At 65.1% G+C, this 15,383-nt stretch carries 17 protein-coding genes; 9 read left to right on the top strand and 8 right to left on the bottom strand.

Annotated elements, in window-relative coordinates; all coding sequences use genetic code 11:
* Positions 1–4: 4 nt before the first annotated feature.
* Entirely contained in the window at positions 5–268 is a 264-nt protein-coding gene (locus LGT36_RS13785; RefSeq protein WP_226096078.1) for a glutaredoxin family protein, read from the bottom strand.
* Between the two features lie 137 nt (positions 269–405).
* Here LGT36_RS13785 and LGT36_RS13780 point away from each other — a divergent pair, with 137 nt between their 5' ends.
* Positions 406–1,251 carry an HAD family phosphatase gene (locus LGT36_RS13780; protein WP_226096077.1) on the top strand — a complete coding sequence of 282 codons (846 nt, stop codon included), beginning with the start codon at positions 406–408 and terminating at the stop codon, positions 1,249–1,251.
* A 64-nt stretch (positions 1,252–1,315) separates the two neighbouring features.
* Here LGT36_RS13780 and LGT36_RS13775 read toward each other — a convergent pair whose 3' ends face one another.
* Together LGT36_RS13775 and LGT36_RS13770 are read right to left on the bottom strand one after the other, a co-directional pair.
* Positions 1,316–1,414 (bottom strand): 30S ribosomal protein bS22, encoded by a 99-nt coding sequence (locus tag LGT36_RS13775; RefSeq protein ID WP_005504750.1) that lies wholly within the window; start codon positions 1,412–1,414, stop codon positions 1,316–1,318.
* A 65-nt stretch (positions 1,415–1,479) separates the two neighbouring features.
* Entirely contained in the window at positions 1,480–1,710 is a 231-nt protein-coding gene (locus LGT36_RS13770) for a helix-turn-helix domain-containing protein (protein WP_226096070.1), read from the bottom strand.
* A 194-nt stretch (positions 1,711–1,904) separates the two neighbouring features.
* Between LGT36_RS13770 and LGT36_RS13765 the strand changes: the two genes are divergently transcribed.
* Both LGT36_RS13765 and LGT36_RS13760 read left to right on the top strand, forming a co-directional pair.
* Positions 1,905–3,278 carry a TrkH family potassium uptake protein gene (locus LGT36_RS13765; RefSeq protein WP_226096068.1) on the top strand — a complete coding sequence of 458 codons (1,374 nt, stop codon included), beginning with the start codon at positions 1,905–1,907 and terminating at the stop codon, positions 3,276–3,278.
* Complete coding sequence (locus LGT36_RS13760) at positions 3,271–3,933, top strand: TrkA family potassium uptake protein (protein ID WP_226096066.1); 663 nt, start codon at positions 3,271–3,273, stop codon at positions 3,931–3,933. Before LGT36_RS13765 ends, LGT36_RS13760 begins: the two co-directional genes overlap by 8 nt.
* A 24-nt stretch (positions 3,934–3,957) precedes the next feature.
* Here LGT36_RS13760 and gdhA read toward each other — a convergent pair whose 3' ends face one another.
* The 3 genes from gdhA to LGT36_RS13745 form a co-directional block, all read right to left on the bottom strand.
* The gene (gene gdhA, locus LGT36_RS13755; RefSeq protein ID WP_226096064.1) at positions 3,958–5,307 is read right to left on the bottom strand and encodes an NADP-specific glutamate dehydrogenase; all 1,350 of its coding nucleotides are present in this window, start codon (positions 5,305–5,307) and stop codon (positions 3,958–3,960) included.
* Between the two features lie 77 nt (positions 5,308–5,384).
* Positions 5,385–5,795: a GreA/GreB family elongation factor gene (locus tag LGT36_RS13750; protein WP_226096063.1), complete on the bottom strand. Its 411-nt coding sequence runs from the start codon at positions 5,793–5,795 to the stop codon at positions 5,385–5,387.
* 109 nt (positions 5,796–5,904) lie between these two features.
* On the bottom strand, positions 5,905–6,837 hold the full coding sequence (locus LGT36_RS13745) for a DUF4397 domain-containing protein (RefSeq protein WP_226096062.1): 933 nt from the start codon (positions 6,835–6,837) through the stop codon (positions 5,905–5,907).
* A 199-nt stretch (positions 6,838–7,036) separates the two neighbouring features.
* On the opposite strand from LGT36_RS13745, the gene LGT36_RS13740 reads away from it, so the two are divergent.
* The gene (locus tag LGT36_RS13740; protein ID WP_226096061.1) at positions 7,037–8,068 is read left to right on the top strand and encodes a DUF4349 domain-containing protein; all 1,032 of its coding nucleotides are present in this window, start codon (positions 7,037–7,039) and stop codon (positions 8,066–8,068) included.
* A gap of 83 nt (positions 8,069–8,151) precedes the next feature.
* Here LGT36_RS13740 and LGT36_RS13735 read toward each other — a convergent pair whose 3' ends face one another.
* On the bottom strand, positions 8,152–10,575 hold the full coding sequence (locus LGT36_RS13735; RefSeq protein ID WP_226096060.1) for a GH36-type glycosyl hydrolase domain-containing protein: 2,424 nt from the start codon (positions 10,573–10,575) through the stop codon (positions 8,152–8,154).
* Between the two features lie 205 nt (positions 10,576–10,780).
* Between LGT36_RS13735 and LGT36_RS13730 the strand changes: the two genes are divergently transcribed.
* Both LGT36_RS13730 and dcd read left to right on the top strand, forming a co-directional pair.
* Positions 10,781–11,083 carry a PLD nuclease N-terminal domain-containing protein gene (locus LGT36_RS13730; protein ID WP_226096059.1) on the top strand — a complete coding sequence of 101 codons (303 nt, stop codon included), beginning with the start codon at positions 10,781–10,783 and terminating at the stop codon, positions 11,081–11,083.
* A gap of 67 nt (positions 11,084–11,150) precedes the next feature.
* Entirely contained in the window at positions 11,151–11,726 is a 576-nt protein-coding gene (gene dcd, locus LGT36_RS13725; protein WP_226096058.1) for a dCTP deaminase, read from the top strand.
* Here dcd and LGT36_RS13720 read toward each other — a convergent pair.
* On the bottom strand, positions 11,723–12,244 hold the full coding sequence (locus LGT36_RS13720) for a GtrA family protein (RefSeq protein WP_226096057.1): 522 nt from the start codon (positions 12,242–12,244) through the stop codon (positions 11,723–11,725). The two genes, dcd and LGT36_RS13720, sit on opposite strands and share 4 nt — an antisense overlap.
* A 155-nt stretch (positions 12,245–12,399) precedes the next feature.
* Between LGT36_RS13720 and LGT36_RS13715 the strand changes: the two genes are divergently transcribed.
* From LGT36_RS13715 to LGT36_RS13705, 3 genes are read left to right on the top strand one after another with little or no spacing between them, the layout of a single operon-like run.
* Complete coding sequence (locus LGT36_RS13715) at positions 12,400–13,605, top strand: nucleotide sugar dehydrogenase (protein ID WP_226096056.1); 1,206 nt, start codon at positions 12,400–12,402, stop codon at positions 13,603–13,605.
* Complete coding sequence (locus tag LGT36_RS13710) at positions 13,602–14,357, top strand: glycosyltransferase family 2 protein (RefSeq protein ID WP_248642118.1); 756 nt, start codon at positions 13,602–13,604, stop codon at positions 14,355–14,357. The genes LGT36_RS13715 and LGT36_RS13710 overlap by 4 nt, the downstream gene beginning before the upstream one ends.
* Positions 14,350–15,381 (top strand): NAD(P)-dependent oxidoreductase, encoded by a 1,032-nt coding sequence (locus LGT36_RS13705; RefSeq protein ID WP_226094729.1) that lies wholly within the window; start codon positions 14,350–14,352, stop codon positions 15,379–15,381. Before LGT36_RS13710 ends, LGT36_RS13705 begins: the two co-directional genes overlap by 8 nt.
* Positions 15,382–15,383 lie beyond the last annotated feature (2 nt).

Here is a 15,383-nt window from a genome sequence, read left to right as displayed (position 1 = left end):
CGAACTATTGTCCCCCCACCGGGCCGGGAGCGGCGTCGAGCGCGAGGCGGACCAACTCTGGCCGGATGCGCCAGTAGCCCACTTGCACGCCGTCGACCTCGACCACTGGCGTGAGGTCGCTCAACCGGGCACGTACCTCGGGATCGGTGTCGATGTCGACCTCGCGCCACGACACGTTCTGTTCGGCGCACACCTTGGACACGAGGTCCCTGGCGTTGTCACACAGGTGGCAGCCCTTGCGGGTATACAACACAACTCGCTCATTCACACCGCAACAGTAAGCCGAGTTGAGCCCCCGTGAAACTTGCCCACTGCCAGCGCACCTTCTCCTTGAGGCGCACCGGCGGCCTCGCGGCCATCCCATTGGGGGCTCTCAGCGCTTCCCTACGCCGTTAGGCTGGCCTTATGACGCGTCAAGAACAGGTCGCGCCCAACCCTGTCGCCGCGTTCTTTGACGTGGATAACACGGTCATCCGCGGTGCCAGTGCTTTCCACATTGCGCGCGGTCTCAAGCAGCGGGGTTACTTTCGCAACCGCGATCTGATCCGGTTCGCCTGGGAGCAACTCAAGTACCTCGTGTTCGGCGAGTCTCAAGAGCAGATGACGACGGTCCGCAGCGAGGCCTTGTCGATCATCAAGGGCTGGTCGGTCGCCGAGATGGCAGCCATCGGCGAAGAGGTCTACGACGAAATCCTGGCCATGCGCATCTTCCCCGGCACCAAGGCGCTGATCGACGAGCACCGCGCTCAAGGTCACGAGGTGTGGTTTGTGACCGCCTCTCCCGTGGAGATCGGCAGGCTCATTGCGCGCCGACTCAACGCGACGGGCGCGCTCGGAACCATCGCAGAGCACAAGGGCGGCCTCTATACCGGCCGGCTGGTGGGCGACATGATGCACGGCGAGGCGAAGGCCGTGGCTGTGCGCGAGCTGGCCGCGCGCAAGCAGCTGGACTTGTCCCGCTGCTTCGCTTACGGCGACTCCATGAATGACGCGCCGATGCTCACGGTCGTGGGCCACGGTTGCGCCATCAACCCTGACTCTCGCCTGAGGCGCCATGCGAAGAAGCTTGGCTGGCCCATCCAGGACTTCAGGGGCCGCAACCCCCAGGGCCGACGCTCGATCGTGCGCCGCAGCCTCACCGGCTTTGTGTGGATCCTGCTGAAGGTGCTGCGCAGCATCGGGCACACGTTGCTCACGCCCTTCAGGGCACGCAAGCGACGTCGGCTCGCGGCAACGGACGACGCCGTCTAGCCTCTCGCTCCAGACACGACAAAGCCCGCACCCCCGAAGGGCACGGGCTTAGCGCTAAACGCGTCTACTTCTTATTGCGACGCTGGTGGCGAGTCTTGCGAAGCAGCTTGCGGTGCTTCTTCTTCGACATGCGCTTGCGACGCTTCTTGATGACGGATCCCACGGAACCTACCTTGATCGGATGCTTGCGGCTGGCGGAGGCACGCGGCGAGCGCGTGACACGGTGTCTTAGCCTACAGCGGTGACGCCCGAACCGCCATCTTGGTCCAGATCAGACGTAATGGCCGCCCGCTGGACGAACTCCTCAGCGGCCGCCTGGGGCACTCGGAACGACTTTCCGAACCGCACAGCGGGCAGGTCACCGTTGTGCACCCACCGGTACACGGTCATGCGCGATACGCGACACATGTCGGCTACCTCCGCGACCGTCAAAAATCGCGGGGACGTGTTCTCAGACAACCCAGGTCTCCTTTGGATGCACTCGCCGTGTGTATCGGCCGAATGCCTCTTCCACTGTAGGGGTTGCCTGGACCGTTGTGAAGAACGGCAATTATGCCGATGACTACCTAGGCGGGCGCGTGCGCGTGTCACAGTAGGGGTGGGAGTCCGCCAGGGGCACCCGATACGCACGGCACAGACGGGAAAGGAGAGGGATGGCCAGTCAGCGGACAACGCGCGAGTGGGTCGGCGATCAGATCGACAACCTCGCTCTCCAGCACCCTGCGCGCATCGCCCTCGGCGCCTTCGGCTCTGTCATTCTGCTATTCACCGGTCTGCTGTCCCTGCCGGCGGCCACCACGAGCGGGACTCGTGCCCCCTTCATCGATGCGCTCTTCACGGCCACGAGCGCCGTCTGCGTGACGGGACTCGTGACGGTCGACACCGGCACCTATTGGTCGCCCACCGGGCTCACGATCATCGCGATCGGCATCAAGGTGGGCGGGCTCGGGATCATGACCCTCGCCTCCCTGGTGGGCCTCGCGGTGAGCCGCCGCATCGGTCTCACCCAGCGCATCCTTGCCGCAGGAGAGGCGCGCGCGACCGGCCTGGGCGACCTCCGCTCGCTCCTGCGCACGATCGTCATCGTCTCGACGTCAGCAGAGGCGATCATCGCCCTCGTCTTGTTTCCGCGCTTCCTGACGCTCGACTACGGTCTCGGCAAATCCGCTGGCTTCTCCGTCTTCTACGCGATCTCCGCCTTCAACAACGCGGGGTTCTCGCCGGACCCGCTCGGACTCATCCCGTATGCGGGAGACCCGTGGATGCTGATGCCCATCGGCCTTGGCGTCTTTGTGGGTGCGCTCGGCTTTCCCGTGTACCTCAACATCATGCGCGAGTGGCGCAGGCCTCGCAGATGGACCCTGCACACCAAGCTCACGCTCGTCACGATCGCCGGCCTGGCCCTGGTCTCCGCCAGCTTTCTCGCCGTGTTCGAGTGGTCAAACCCCAACACCCTGGGAGACGCCAGCACGGCGGAGACCGTCGGCAACATCTTCTTCCAGTCCATCAACCAGCGCTCCGGCGGCTTCGCGTCCTTCGACATCGGGCAGGCGCGCGAGACCACGTGGCTGCTCGAGATCGTGTTGATGTTCATCGGCGGCGGCTCTGGCTCGACGGCAGGCGGCATCAGGGTCACGACGCTCGCCGTCCTTGTCCTCGCGATCTGGGCGGAAGCGCGCGGCCGCCGCGACATCGAGGCCTTCGGCAAGCGCATCGGCACCGAGGTGCTGCGCCTGGCGGTGTCGGTGACCATGATGAGTCTGGCCGTCGTGATTCTCGGGACCACCGTCTTCCTGTGGCAGACGGGCATCAAGCTCGACCAGGCGCTGTACGAGGTGGTTTCCGCCTTCGCCACGTGCGGCTTGAGCACCGGGATCACCGCAGACCTCGACGCCGACGCGAAGGCCACCCTCATCGCCATGATGTACATCGGGCGCGTAGGCTCCCTCACGGTTGTGGCAGCGCTAGCGTTGAATAGGCGGCGGCGCGTGGTCCGCTACCCGAAGGAAAGGCCCCTCATTGGCTAACGAGACTCAAGACCAAGGCGTCCTGGTCATCGGACTGGGCCGCTTCGGCTCCGCATTGGCCGACACGCTGGACCTCATGGACGTCGAGGTGCTCGCAGTCGAGCGCGACCCCGACCTGGTGGAGCGCTGGTCGGCACGCCTGCCCGTGGTCGAGGCCGACGCCGCTGACCCCCGTGCGCTCGAGCAGATCGGCGCGAAAGACTTTGGCGCGGCCGTGGTTGGCGTGGGCACGTCCCTGGAGGCATCGGTGCTCATCACCGGCAACCTGGTGGACATCGGCATCAAGGAAATCTGGGCCAAAGCCACCACGGCCGAGCACCAGCGCATCCTCGAGCGCATCGGCGCCCACCACGTGGTCCTTCCAGAGGCCGACGCTGGGGCCAGGGTGGCGCACTCCGTTGGCGGCAAGATGCTCGATTACATCGAGGTGGAGGACGGCTTCACGATCGTGAAGATGCGCCCACCGAAGGAGACGCACAACTTCAGGCTCGACCAGCTCGACTTGCGCAACAAGTACGGCATCCAGGTCATCGGCGTGAAGTCGCCAGGCGAGGACTTCGAGTACGCGGGCAGGGACACGACGATCGGGCCAGACGACCTCTTGGTGGTCGCTGGCGACGGCGAGCTTCTCGAGAGGTTCTCTCAGCGACCCTAGCCGGACCCCACCACAGCAACCCTGCTACACGACGCCAAAGGCGAGCATGGCGTCGGCGACGCGGGTGAAGCCACCGATATTTGCCCCGGCGACGTAGTTGCCAGGCGAGCCGTATTCGTCGGCCGTGGTGAGGCAGCGCTCGTGGACGTCTTTCATGATGAGGTGCAGACGCTCCTCCGTGTACGCGAAGTTCCACGAGTCGCGCGAGGCGTTCTGTTGCATCTCAAGGGCACTCGTCGCGACGCCGCCAGCGTTCGCCGCCTTTCCTGGCGCAAACAGCACTCCAGCCTCCTGGAAGGCGCGCACGGCGTCGGGAGTGGACGGCATATTGGCACCCTCCGCGACCACCTTGCAGCCGTTGCGGACCAGCGTGGCCGCGTCGGCACCGGTGAGCTCGTTCTGGGTGGCACACGGCAGCGCGACGTCGCACGGCACATCCCAGATGCTCCCGCCTGAGAGGTAGCGCGCTTCGCCGCCACGCTCCCGCGCATACGCGTCGATGCGCTCGCGGCGCGAGAGCTTGATGTCCTTGACCAGCTCGAGGTCGATGCCGGACTCGTCGACGACGTAGCCGCCCGAGTCCGACATGGCGATGACCGTCCCACCCAACTGGCGCACCTTCTCCGCTGCGTAGATCGCCACATTCCCCGATCCGGAGACCACCACCCGTCTGCCGTCGAGGGACTCCCCCTTGGCGTGGAGCATCTGCTCCACAAAGAACACCGTGCCGTAGCCCGTGGCCTCCGTACGCACTTGCGAACCTCCCCACGTGAGCCCCTTGCCGGTCAGCACGCCGGACTCGTAACGGTTGGTGATGCGCTTGTACTGACCGAACAGGTAGCCGATCTCGCGTCCGCCAACCCCGATGTCCCCTGCCGGCACATCCGTGTGCTCGCCGAGGTGCCGGTAGAGCTCCGTCATGAAGGATTGACAGAAGCGCATGACCTCGGCATCCGACTTGCCCTTGGGGTCAAAGTCCGATCCGCCCTTGCCGCCGCCGATCGGCATGCCCGTGAGCGAGTTCTTGAAGATCTGCTCGAAGCCGAGGAACTTCACGATGCCAAGGTAGACGCTCGGGTGAAAGCGAAGCCCGCCCTTGTAGGGGCCAAGGGCTGAATTGAACTCGACCCTGAAGCCGCGGTTCATCTGCACCTGGCCAGAGTCGTCCACCCACGGCACCCTGAAGATGATCTGACGTTCCGGCTCGCACAGCCTGCCGATGACAGAGGACTCGGCATACTCGGGGTGCTTAGCGACCACGGGGCCGAGGCTTTCGAAGACTTCGCGCACCGCCTGGTGGAACTCCGTCTCACCGACGTTGCGCTTGATGATCTCTTCGAAGACGGGAATGAGCTGCTCGTGAAGCGCGGGCATGGAAGGTACCTTTCGCACAATGCGTGAGGGCGCCGTCCCAGGAACGTACCCGGGACGGCGTGCCGTGGTGGATGCGGTCAGGCGACAGGCGTCGCCGACAGAATGGTGATGGTGATCGGCCCCTTGGGCGCACGCACCTCGGCGGTGTCCCCCACGTGCAGGCCGTTGATGGCCGCACCCAGTGGTGACTCGGGTGAGTACACCGTCGCGTCGAGTGACACGTCGAGGTCGAGCAGCGCTCGAGACCCCAGAACGAACTCGATCACGGAGCCGTCTTGTTCCTTGCGAGCGGTGATGCGCATGCCCGGCTCGACAAGACCGTCGTCGGGCTTCTCGGTCACCTCGGTGCGGCTGATGAGGCCTTGCAGTTCGACCACCCTGGCTCTGTCACGCTCCGTCAACTCGCGTGGCGGCGTCGTCAACGCGGTCAACTCTTCACGCAGCCTCTCAAGCGCCGCGGGGGTCATCCAAATGACGTCAGTGGTCATGACTGCACATACCTCTTCTGCCACAAAGGGCCTTGAAGTTAATCGCTCACCATACCCTCATTACGCGCTGGGTCGGGCCCACCCGCTCGCGAGGGCGGGCCGTCCATCTCTAGCGGTTCACGGGCCCAGGGCCTTCCTCAGGCCCGCGGCCGTCCCCTGACACGGGGTCGTTGCCGGCCTTGCTGGCCCGCGCGATGGCCACCGCCGCGATGACCGCGATCAGAACCAGCCCAGCGACGAGCCACCACCAAGGGGAGGTGCCATCGGTGTCGGTCGTGATCCCGTCGTCAGGGACGACGCTGGGGGTCGGCGATGCGGAAGGGCTTGCCGAGGCCGTCGCAGTGGGCTCGTCAGGGATGGCGTCGGGGCGCACCACGTCTCGCGTGGTGGTCAGCAACGCAAGCGAGTCATCCTCAGCGGATCCGTAGACGTAGACGGTGGTCACTTGGTCCGTCTCCAGCGTGAGCGTCCCTGAGGAGAGGAGTTCTTCTCCCGTTTCGGCGGAGGCCACGCTGAGCGCGTAGTCGCCTGCGGTCACTTCTTCGGCCACGTCGTCGCCGCTCATGACGCCGCTCGCGAGCGCGGTTCCATCCACGAGCACGTCGACTGCTGGAGCGGAGGCCACGTGCCTGACCACCAGCCTTGCGCCATCGGTGACGACGGTGGGCTTCACGTCTTCTTCAAAACTCGCGAGCGCTGGCACGCCCTCGTCCGTGAGGTACGCGACCACGCTCACATGGCCACCCTCTTCGAGGGAAGTGAGCGCCGGCCCGATGATCGGCGTCAGGTTGTCTGGAGCGTCAGGGGCCGCGGCCGTCACTTCGATCTCGCCAGGTTCAATAGGCATCGGCCCCACGACGGTGCCGGGTTCGAAGTCATCGACCAGGATCTCGTCTTGGTTGTAGAGGTCGATCGCGGTGTCCGGTAGGGCGTTGACTGCTGTGAGCGTCGTCTCGTCCTCGGCCGTCGTGGCGCCTGCTGGCACCGCAATGGCGAGTCCAAGCGCGCCTGCCGCGAACGCGGCGAGTGCTTGTCTGCGCATGGTTCCTCTCCTCTCGGTGGCGTGGGTGTTGCTATTGATTGCAACGGGCCCAGGCGGCGCGGATGATCCCGATTTCACTGCGAGCGGACGACGTTGCACGGCGGCGAGAGAGCGGTGAGGCCAGGGCGTGTCCGTATCGTTAGCGGTTTCGCACACCCAACCGTTCCGCTCTCCCGAGCGTCTCATTAGCATGAGCAACATGAACCGCACAGCAGAGGGGACGGTGCGCCACACGTGGCGGGCCGGGGTCATAGCAGGGCTGATAGTGGCGATAGGGGCGCTGGGCGGTTGTTCGTCGTCCGAAGACTCCTCCCCAGGGGGTGACGCCGTTCAGGCCGACTCCCGCGCTGACGGAGCAGAAGCGCCGCAGGCGGCAGCCGACGACGGCGTCGGGGGCGACGGTTTCGAAGGTGAGGGCGGCGCGGCGGACAACAGGGCACTCATCGTCACCGGATCGCTCTACATCACAGTCGAGGACCCGATCGCGGCGTCCGACAGGGCCGCGGATATCGTGGAGGGCGCCGGAGGGCGCATTGATGCCCGCAACGAGACCGCTCCAGACGACCGCGACGGCGGCTCCGCGGCCCTCACGATGCGCATCCCAGAGAACCGTCTTGACGACGTGGTCGATGACTTGCGCGAGTTGGGAACTGTTGATCACTACACGACAGAGGGCCGCGATGTGACGACTGAGGTCACGGATCTCGCCGCAAGAATCTCCACGCTGCGCGAGTCGACCGAGCGCATTCGTGGCCTACTGGCCGAGGCGAAGGACCTGAGGGACATCATCACGCTTGAGGACGAGCTTGCAGCCCGCCAAGCGCAGCTCCAGAGCCTCGAGGCTCAGCAGCGCGGGCTCGACGACCAGGTGTCGCTGTCCACGATCGACCTCTCACTGACCACCGAGCCCATCGAGGTGGTCGAGGAGGAGGATGACTCGCCGAAGAGCTTCTGGGACGGCTTGGTCTCGGGCTGGGACGCGCTCGCAGGATTCGTGTCGGTGGCCCTCGTCGTGATCGGCGTGCTGTTGCCCTGGGCGGCAGCGGCAGCGCTCATTGCCTTCGTGGTGATGGCGCTGGTTCGGGCACGGCGGTCGCGGCGCGAGCGCGGTGCGGCGGCGTCTGCGCCCGTCAGCGCGAGCCCGGCCACAGCGGCGCCGACAGCGGCGCCCGCGTCCCCAGCGTCGTCCGCTGCCGAGACGCGCCAGCCGCCCGCTCCCCCGAAGCCGTAACCCCACCGCGACCTGGTCGCGAAATGACAATGCCCCGGCACGGGCCGGGGCATTGTCATGCGCAGATGCGCAGCGAAGGGTGGCTACAGAGCAGCCACGACCTCCACAGTTGAGCCGGCGGCGGCGTAGGGCACGGTGTTGCCCTCGATCGCCTTCCCGTCGACGGTGAGCGTTGCGCCCTTGGCGCCGGTGGACTTCACGGTGATGACGTAGGTGGCGCCGCGGATCTGGCGGCGCACGGTGTACTCGCCGACCTCTTCGCCGATGCACGGGTCCACCACGAGGCCGTCGTAGTCGGCGCGCACGCCCAGCAGGTACTGGGAGACCGTCACGAAGTTCCACGAGGCGGTTCCGGTGAGCCACGAGTTCTTCGCCTCGCCGTGACGCGAAGCGTCCTTGCCGGCGATCATCTGGGCGTAGACGTACGGCTCGAGACGGTGCACCTCAGAGATCTCTTCGCGGTAGGCGGGGGTGATCTGCTTGTAGTACTGCCAGGCATACTCGGCGCGCCCCACCACGGTCTCCGCGATGATCACCCACGGGTTGTTGTGGCAGAAGATGCCGCCGTTCTCCTTGTACCCGGGCGGGTACGTGGAGACTTCGCCCAGCTCGATCTGGTAACTCGTGTATGCGGGGTTCTGGAGCACCATGCCGTGCGGGGTGTTGAGGCGTTCGCGGCACGCGTCGAGCGCCTTGATGGCCTTGCCGTCGTCCACGCCGATGCCGCCCATGATGCAGAAGCCCTGGGGTTCGATCCAGATCTTGCCCTCGGTGTTCTCGTTCGAGCCCACCTTGTTGCCGTAGAAGTCGTAGGCGCGCAGGAACCACTCGCCGTCCCAGCCGTGGTCCACGACGGCCTGCTTCATGTCGGCGATGGCCTTCTCCGCCCTGTCGGCCTCGGCGTCGTCGCCGCGCCTGCGCGCGAGCGCCGCGTACTCGGGGCCAATGGCGGCGAACATGCCAGCAATGAACACGGATTCCGCGACGCCGCCGGCCTGGTTCTCCGTGGTCTGGAAGGACTCTCCAGGGGTCGAGGAGAAGCAGTTGAGGTTGAGGCAGTCGTTCCAGTCGGCCCGGCCGATGAGCGGCAGTCCGTGCGGGCCGGCCTTCTCGAGCGGGTGGTTGAACGAGCGCTTCAGGTGCTCCATGAGGGGCTGCGCGAGCGACTCGTCGTTGTCGAACGGCACCATCTCGTCAAGGATCGCGAAGTCGCCCGTCTCCTTGATGTAGGCGGCGACGCCCAGGATGAGCCACAGCGGGTCGTCGTTGAAGCCGGAGCCGAGAGCGTGGTTGCCGCGCTTGGTGAGCGGCTGGTACTGGTGGTACGCGCTGCCGTCCTCGAACTGGGTGGACGCGATGTCGATGATGCGCTCGCGGGCGCGCTCCGGCACCAGGTGCACAAAGCCCAGCAGGTCTTGGCTGGAGTCGCGGAAGCCCATGCCGCGACCCATGCCCGTCTCAAAGTACGAGGCGGAACGCGACATGTTGTAGGTCACCATGCACTGGTACTGGTTCCAGATGTTGACCATGCGGTTGAGCTTGTCGTCACCGGATTCCACCGTGTACGAGCCCAGCAAGTTGTCCCAGTAGGCGTTGAGTTTGGCGAACTCGGCGTCGGTCGCGTCGTTGGTGGCGAAGCGGGCCAGCAGTTCCTTGGCTCCCGTCTTGTTGATGACGCCTGGCGACTCCCACTTGTCGTCCTGAGCGTTCTCCAGGTAGCCGAGCACGAACGTGTAGGTCTTCGACTCGCCGGGGGCGAGCTCGACCTCGAGGTGGTGTGAGGCGCAGGGGTACCAGCCGGAGGCGATCGAGTCGCCGGACTTGCCGGCGTGAGGCACTGCGGCCTCATCAAAGCCGTTGCCGAAGCCGAGGTAGGTGTCGCGGTCCGTGTCGAAGCCGGCGATGGGCGAGTTGACGCCGTACACCGCGTAGTGGTCGCGACGCTCGCGGTACTCGGTCTTGTGATAGATCGCGCCGTCTTCTACCTCTACCTCGCCGATGCTGAGGTTGCGCTGGTAGTTGGTCTGGTCGTCTTCCGCGTTCCACAGGTTGAACTCGAGGAAGCTGAACAGCGAGAAGCTCTTGGCCTTGTCCGTGGTGTTGGTGACCGTCACCTGGTGGATCTCGGCGTTGATGTCCACCGGCACAAAGAGCAGCACAGAGGCGCGCAGGCCGCCGCGCTCGCCCGTGATGCGGGTGTAGCCCATGCCGTGACGCGTCTCAAAGAACTCGAGGTCCGTCTTGTACGGGCGGTACGAAGGGCTCCACACGTCCCCACCGTCGTTAATCGAGAAGTAGCGGCCGCCGTCGTCGATGGGAACGTTGTTGTAGCGGTAGCGCGTGAGCCTGCGCATCTTGGCATCGCGGTAGAAGCAGTAGCCGCCGCCGGTGTGAGACACCAGACCGAAGAAGTCCTGAGACCCCAAGTAGTTGATCCAGGGGTAGGGCGTGTGCGGCGTCTCAATGACGTACTCGCGGGCTTCATCGTCGAAGTGACCGAACTGCATGAGGAGACCTTCCAGAAAGTGTGACGGCCAGCGGGCCGAGGCCAAGCCTAGCCCCATGATCGCGCTCTCACACCGTCTGGAGGGCCCTCCGGCTCGAAAGTTTTCGATGCAACCGGTTCGATTTTGCGCATTGGGACGCCTGTCCCGGACGCGGTCCCTCCCTTGTCCGCTGGACGCGGCCTCGCGCGGCTCTTACTGTGATCCCATGCGCTACATGCTTCCGCTGATCCTCTACGTGGGCCTCACGGTCTACGTCATCGCGGACATCGCCCAACATCGCGACGAGGAGCCCTACCGCCTGCCCAAGACGCTGTGGGTGCTGATCGTGCTCTTCGCCCCCTTGATCGGCGCGGGAGCTTGGATTGTCACCAAGCTCAGCAACCGTGGAGCGCCCGGTACCCAAGGTGGCGGCTATCGCCCCCCGCGCGCACCTGACGATGACCCGAGTTTTCGGGTGTGGCTCAACGAGCAGGAACGACGCCGACGACAGGATGGCGGCAAGGACTAGGCGTCGCCTTTCCACGACTGCGCACGCCCCCACCCGCTCGCCGGGCCAGTCACGATAGGTTGACCCCATGTTGCTCTCCGACCGCGATATCCGCACTCAGATCGACTCCGGCCGCGTCGCCCTTGACCCGTACGACGCCGCCATGATCCAGCCGTCGTCCATCGACGTGCGACTCGACAAATACTTCAGGGTGTTCGACAACCACAAGTACGCCTCGATCGACCCTGCCACCGAGCAGCCCGACCTGACGCGCCTGGTCGAGGTGGACGCCGGCAAGCCGTTCGTGCTGCACCCAGGCGAGTTCGTGCTGGGCTCCACGTTTGAGTCCGTGTCACTGCCCGACGACATTGCGGCCAGGCTCGAGGGCAAGTCTTCGCTGGGCCGGCTGGGGCTGCTCACGCACTCGACCGCTGGCTTCATCGATCCCGGGTTTGAAGGGAACGTGACGTTGGAGTTGTCCAACACCGCGACCCTGCCCATCAACCTGTGGCCCGGTATGAAGATCGGGCAGCTGTGCTTCTTCCAGCTGAGTTCGCCTGCCGAGTATCCGTATGGATCTGACAAGTATGGGTCGCGGTACCGGGGACAGCGGGGGCCGACGGCGTCCAAGAGCTTCCAGAACTTCTCGCTGAAAGAGATCTAGACCTGGCGGTCAAGCGGGGCGGCGAGGCCCGGCAGGGTGCGCGAGGCGAGACCACCCTCACGGTGGCTGCCGAACACCCAGAAGCGGTACATCACGAAGCGGAATGTGGTCGCAAGGACAAGGCCTACTACGTTGGCCGAGATGTTGTCCGCGAGCGGCGACGTGAGCCCCAGTACGTAGTGGGAGATGTACAGACACGCGACCGAGATGCCCATGCCCACGAGCGCCACCAGGCTGAACTCCGCAAGTTCAAGCCAGTAGTTGGTGCGGCGGCGATCGCGGAAAGTCCACAAGCGGTTGCCAAACCACGTGGCAACCGTCGCCAGCGTCACGGAGATCACCTTGGCGCCGATGGGTGACGTCGCCCACGAGTCTCCCAGCACGCCGCCAAAGCGCAACAGGTTGAAGACGCCCACGTCGATCGCGTATCCCACCAGGCCCACCGCGCCGAACTTGAGCGCGTACGACACCAGGCCGCGGTAGAGCCGCGTCGCCAATGGTGAGGCGGATGTGCGCATCAGGAGTCCTTCTGGCCGCGGGGGCGGCATGGTGCGTGCGGCAGGCGCCCGCTCGCTGGCGCGGAGCCCACTTTGAGGCTGAGCAATGCCCGATAGAATACCGGCGACGTGCCGCCGTGTGGCGGCCCCACCCTATCTGCCGAGATGAGTCCGCCGTGGCAAAAGACTTTGAACGTGACGTCGTGGTGGTGGGCGGTGGGGGCCATGTGGGCCTGCCGCTTGCGATCGGCCTGGCAGACAGAGGCTCTCGTGTTGTCATCTATGACATCAACGCCGCGACAGTAGACGTCATCAACTCGGGCGTGATGCCGTTCATGGAGCCAGGTGCCGAGCCGAAGCTCAAGGAGAACCTCGCCAACGGGAGGCTCGTTGCCTCCGCCGACGCGTCCGTGGTGGCCGGGGCCGAACACGTCATCGTCGTCATCGGAACCCCAGTGGACGAGCACCTGAACCCCGACCCCAACGCGATCCCCATCGCACTGGCCGACACCGCCGACTACTTCAGGGACGGTCAGACGCTGATCCTGCGGTCCACCCTCTTTCCCGGTGTCACCGCATTGGTGGAGCGCATGATTGCCGACCTCGGTCTCGACATCGACGTGGCGTTTTGCCCGGAACGCATCGCTGAACACCGCGCCATGGAGGAGTTGTTCTCGCTCCCCCAGATCGTGTCGTCCCGCACCGAGCGGGGACGCGAGCGCGCGGCCGCACTCTTCTCCACCCTCACGGATGAGATTGTGCACCTCAGCCCAGAAGAGGCTGAGCTCGCCAAGCTGTTCACCAACACGTGGCGCTACATCAAGTTCGCGGCGGCCAACCAGTTCTACATGATGGCGAACGAGCGCGGCCTCGACTACGAGCGCATCCGCGAAGGGCTCAGCCGCAACTACCCGCGCGCCAAGGACATTCCAGGAGCGGGCTTCGCGGCAGGGCCGTGCCTCTTCAAGGACACGATGCAGTTGGCAGCGTTCTCCGACAACAAGTTCGCCCTGGGCCACTCGGCCATGCTGGTGAACGAGGGCCTCCCGCTGTACGTGGTGTCGCAGCTCGAGAAGCGGTACGACCTCTCGCAACTCACGGTCGGCATCCTGGGGATGGCATTCAAGGGCGGTTCTGATGACATCAGGTCTTCGCTCTCGTACAAACTCCGCCGCGTGCTCAAGTTCAAGGCCAAGGCAGTGCTGTGTACGGATCCCCACGTCACGGAGGACACCGACCCCACGCTGATTCCCCTTGAGGACGTCATCGCGAAGGCGGACATTCTCATCATTGCGACGCCGCACACCGAGTACCGCGGGCTCGTGATCGACAAGCCGGTGGCGGACGTGTGGAACCTCCTGGGCAACGGGGTGGTGGTGTGACGCAGGCCCCGCGCGTCAGCATCGTCATCCCCGCGTACAACGAGGGGGAGAACATCGTCGCCGGACTTGACCGCATCGTCGGCGCCGTGGAGAGCGACTTCGAGTTGCTGGTGGTGGTCGACACCGACGACGACACCACGATTCCCGTGGTGAACGCCTACCCCGATGGGCGCGTGCGCACCCTGGTGCAGACCTACGGGCGCGGGCCCGCGAATGCGATTCGCTACGGCATCGATGCCGCTTCTGCCAACACGACGGTGGTCACCATGGCCGACGGTTGCGACGATCCAGAGCAGATCGACGACCTCGTGAAGCTCATCGAGCGAGGCGTGGTGGTGGCCGCGGCCTCTCGCTACATGGCCGGCGGGCAGCAGGTGGGCGGTCCGCGCTTCAAGGCGTTCCTGTCGCGCACGGCCGGCCGCACCCTGTACTGGTTTGCTGGGGTCGGCACGCGCGACGCCACCAACTCCTACAAGGCCTATGACACCGAGTTTGTGCGACGGGTCGGGATCGAGAGCCGGGACGGCTTCGAAATCGGGCTTGAACTTGCGGCCAAGGCGCGGCGCCACCGCCAGCCCGTCGCAGAGATTCCCACCATCTGGCTCGACCGGACCGTGGGCCAATCGAATTTTCACATGTCCAAGTGGATACCGAAGTACCTGCGTTGGTACTTCTACGCTTACGGGGTTGCCAAGCCGCTGCCATCTGCGGCTGGCCCCACACGCACGTCGGAAGGAACACAACATGGCTAAGGTGCTCGTCACCGGGTCGGCAGGATTCATCGGCGGCTACATCGTCGAGGAACTCCTCAAGGGCGGCCACGAGGTGGTCGGAGTCGACAACTACTCCAAGTACGGTCCCGTCAAAAAGTCCTACGACGACCACCCGAACTACCGCCTCTACGTGGACGATGTTGAGAAGGTCGACATGATGTCGGAACTCGCGTCCGACGTTGACCACCTCATCGCCGGCGCCGCGCTCATTGGCGGCATCTCCTACTTCCACACCTACGCGTATGACCTCATCGCGCAGAACGAGCGCATCCTGGCTTCCACGTGCGATGCCGCCATCAAGGCGCACGACGGTGGCAAGGGCCGGTTGCAGAAGGTCACGTACATGTCGTCGTCGATGGTCTTCGAATCCTCGACCCACTGGCCGTCAAAGGAAGGCGACGAACGCAAGATCCCGCCGCCGCTGTCGTCGTATGGCTTCCAGAAGCTTGCGGTGGAGTACTTTGCGCGGGCCGCATGGGACCAGTACAAGCTCCCGTACACGATCCTGCGGCCCTTCAACTGCGTGGGCATCGGCGAATCCCGGGCGCTGGGTGACGTGGAGATCGACTCCGGGAACGTGAAGCTCGCGATGAGCCACGTGGTGCCCGACATCGTGCAGAAGGTGTTCAAGGGTCAGGACCCGTTGCACATCCTGGGCTCCGGCGAGCAGATCCGCCACTACACCTACGGTGGGGACCTGGCGCGCGGCATCGTCATGAGCCTGTTCCACCCCGAGGCGGTGAACAACGACTTCAACCTGTCCACCCCAGAGGGTCACTCGGTCACGCAGTTGGCGGAGATTATCTGGCGCAAGATCAAGGGGCCGGATGTGCCCCTCACGTTCGCGCACGACGAGGGCTTCGAGTACGACGTGCAGCGCCGGGTACCTGACACGTCGAAGGCGCGTGACGTGCTGGGTTTTGTGGCGGACACCAAGCTGGAGGACATGCTCGACGAGGTCATCCCGTGGATCAGGGACGCCATCGAAGAAGGCACGATCTAGGC

The sequence above is a fragment of the Demequina sp. TMPB413 genome, from assembly GCF_020447105.2.
In the GTDB taxonomy this organism is placed as follows: domain Bacteria; phylum Actinomycetota; class Actinomycetes; order Actinomycetales; family Demequinaceae; genus Demequina.
This window is presented reverse-complemented; position numbering and strand designations above follow the sequence as displayed.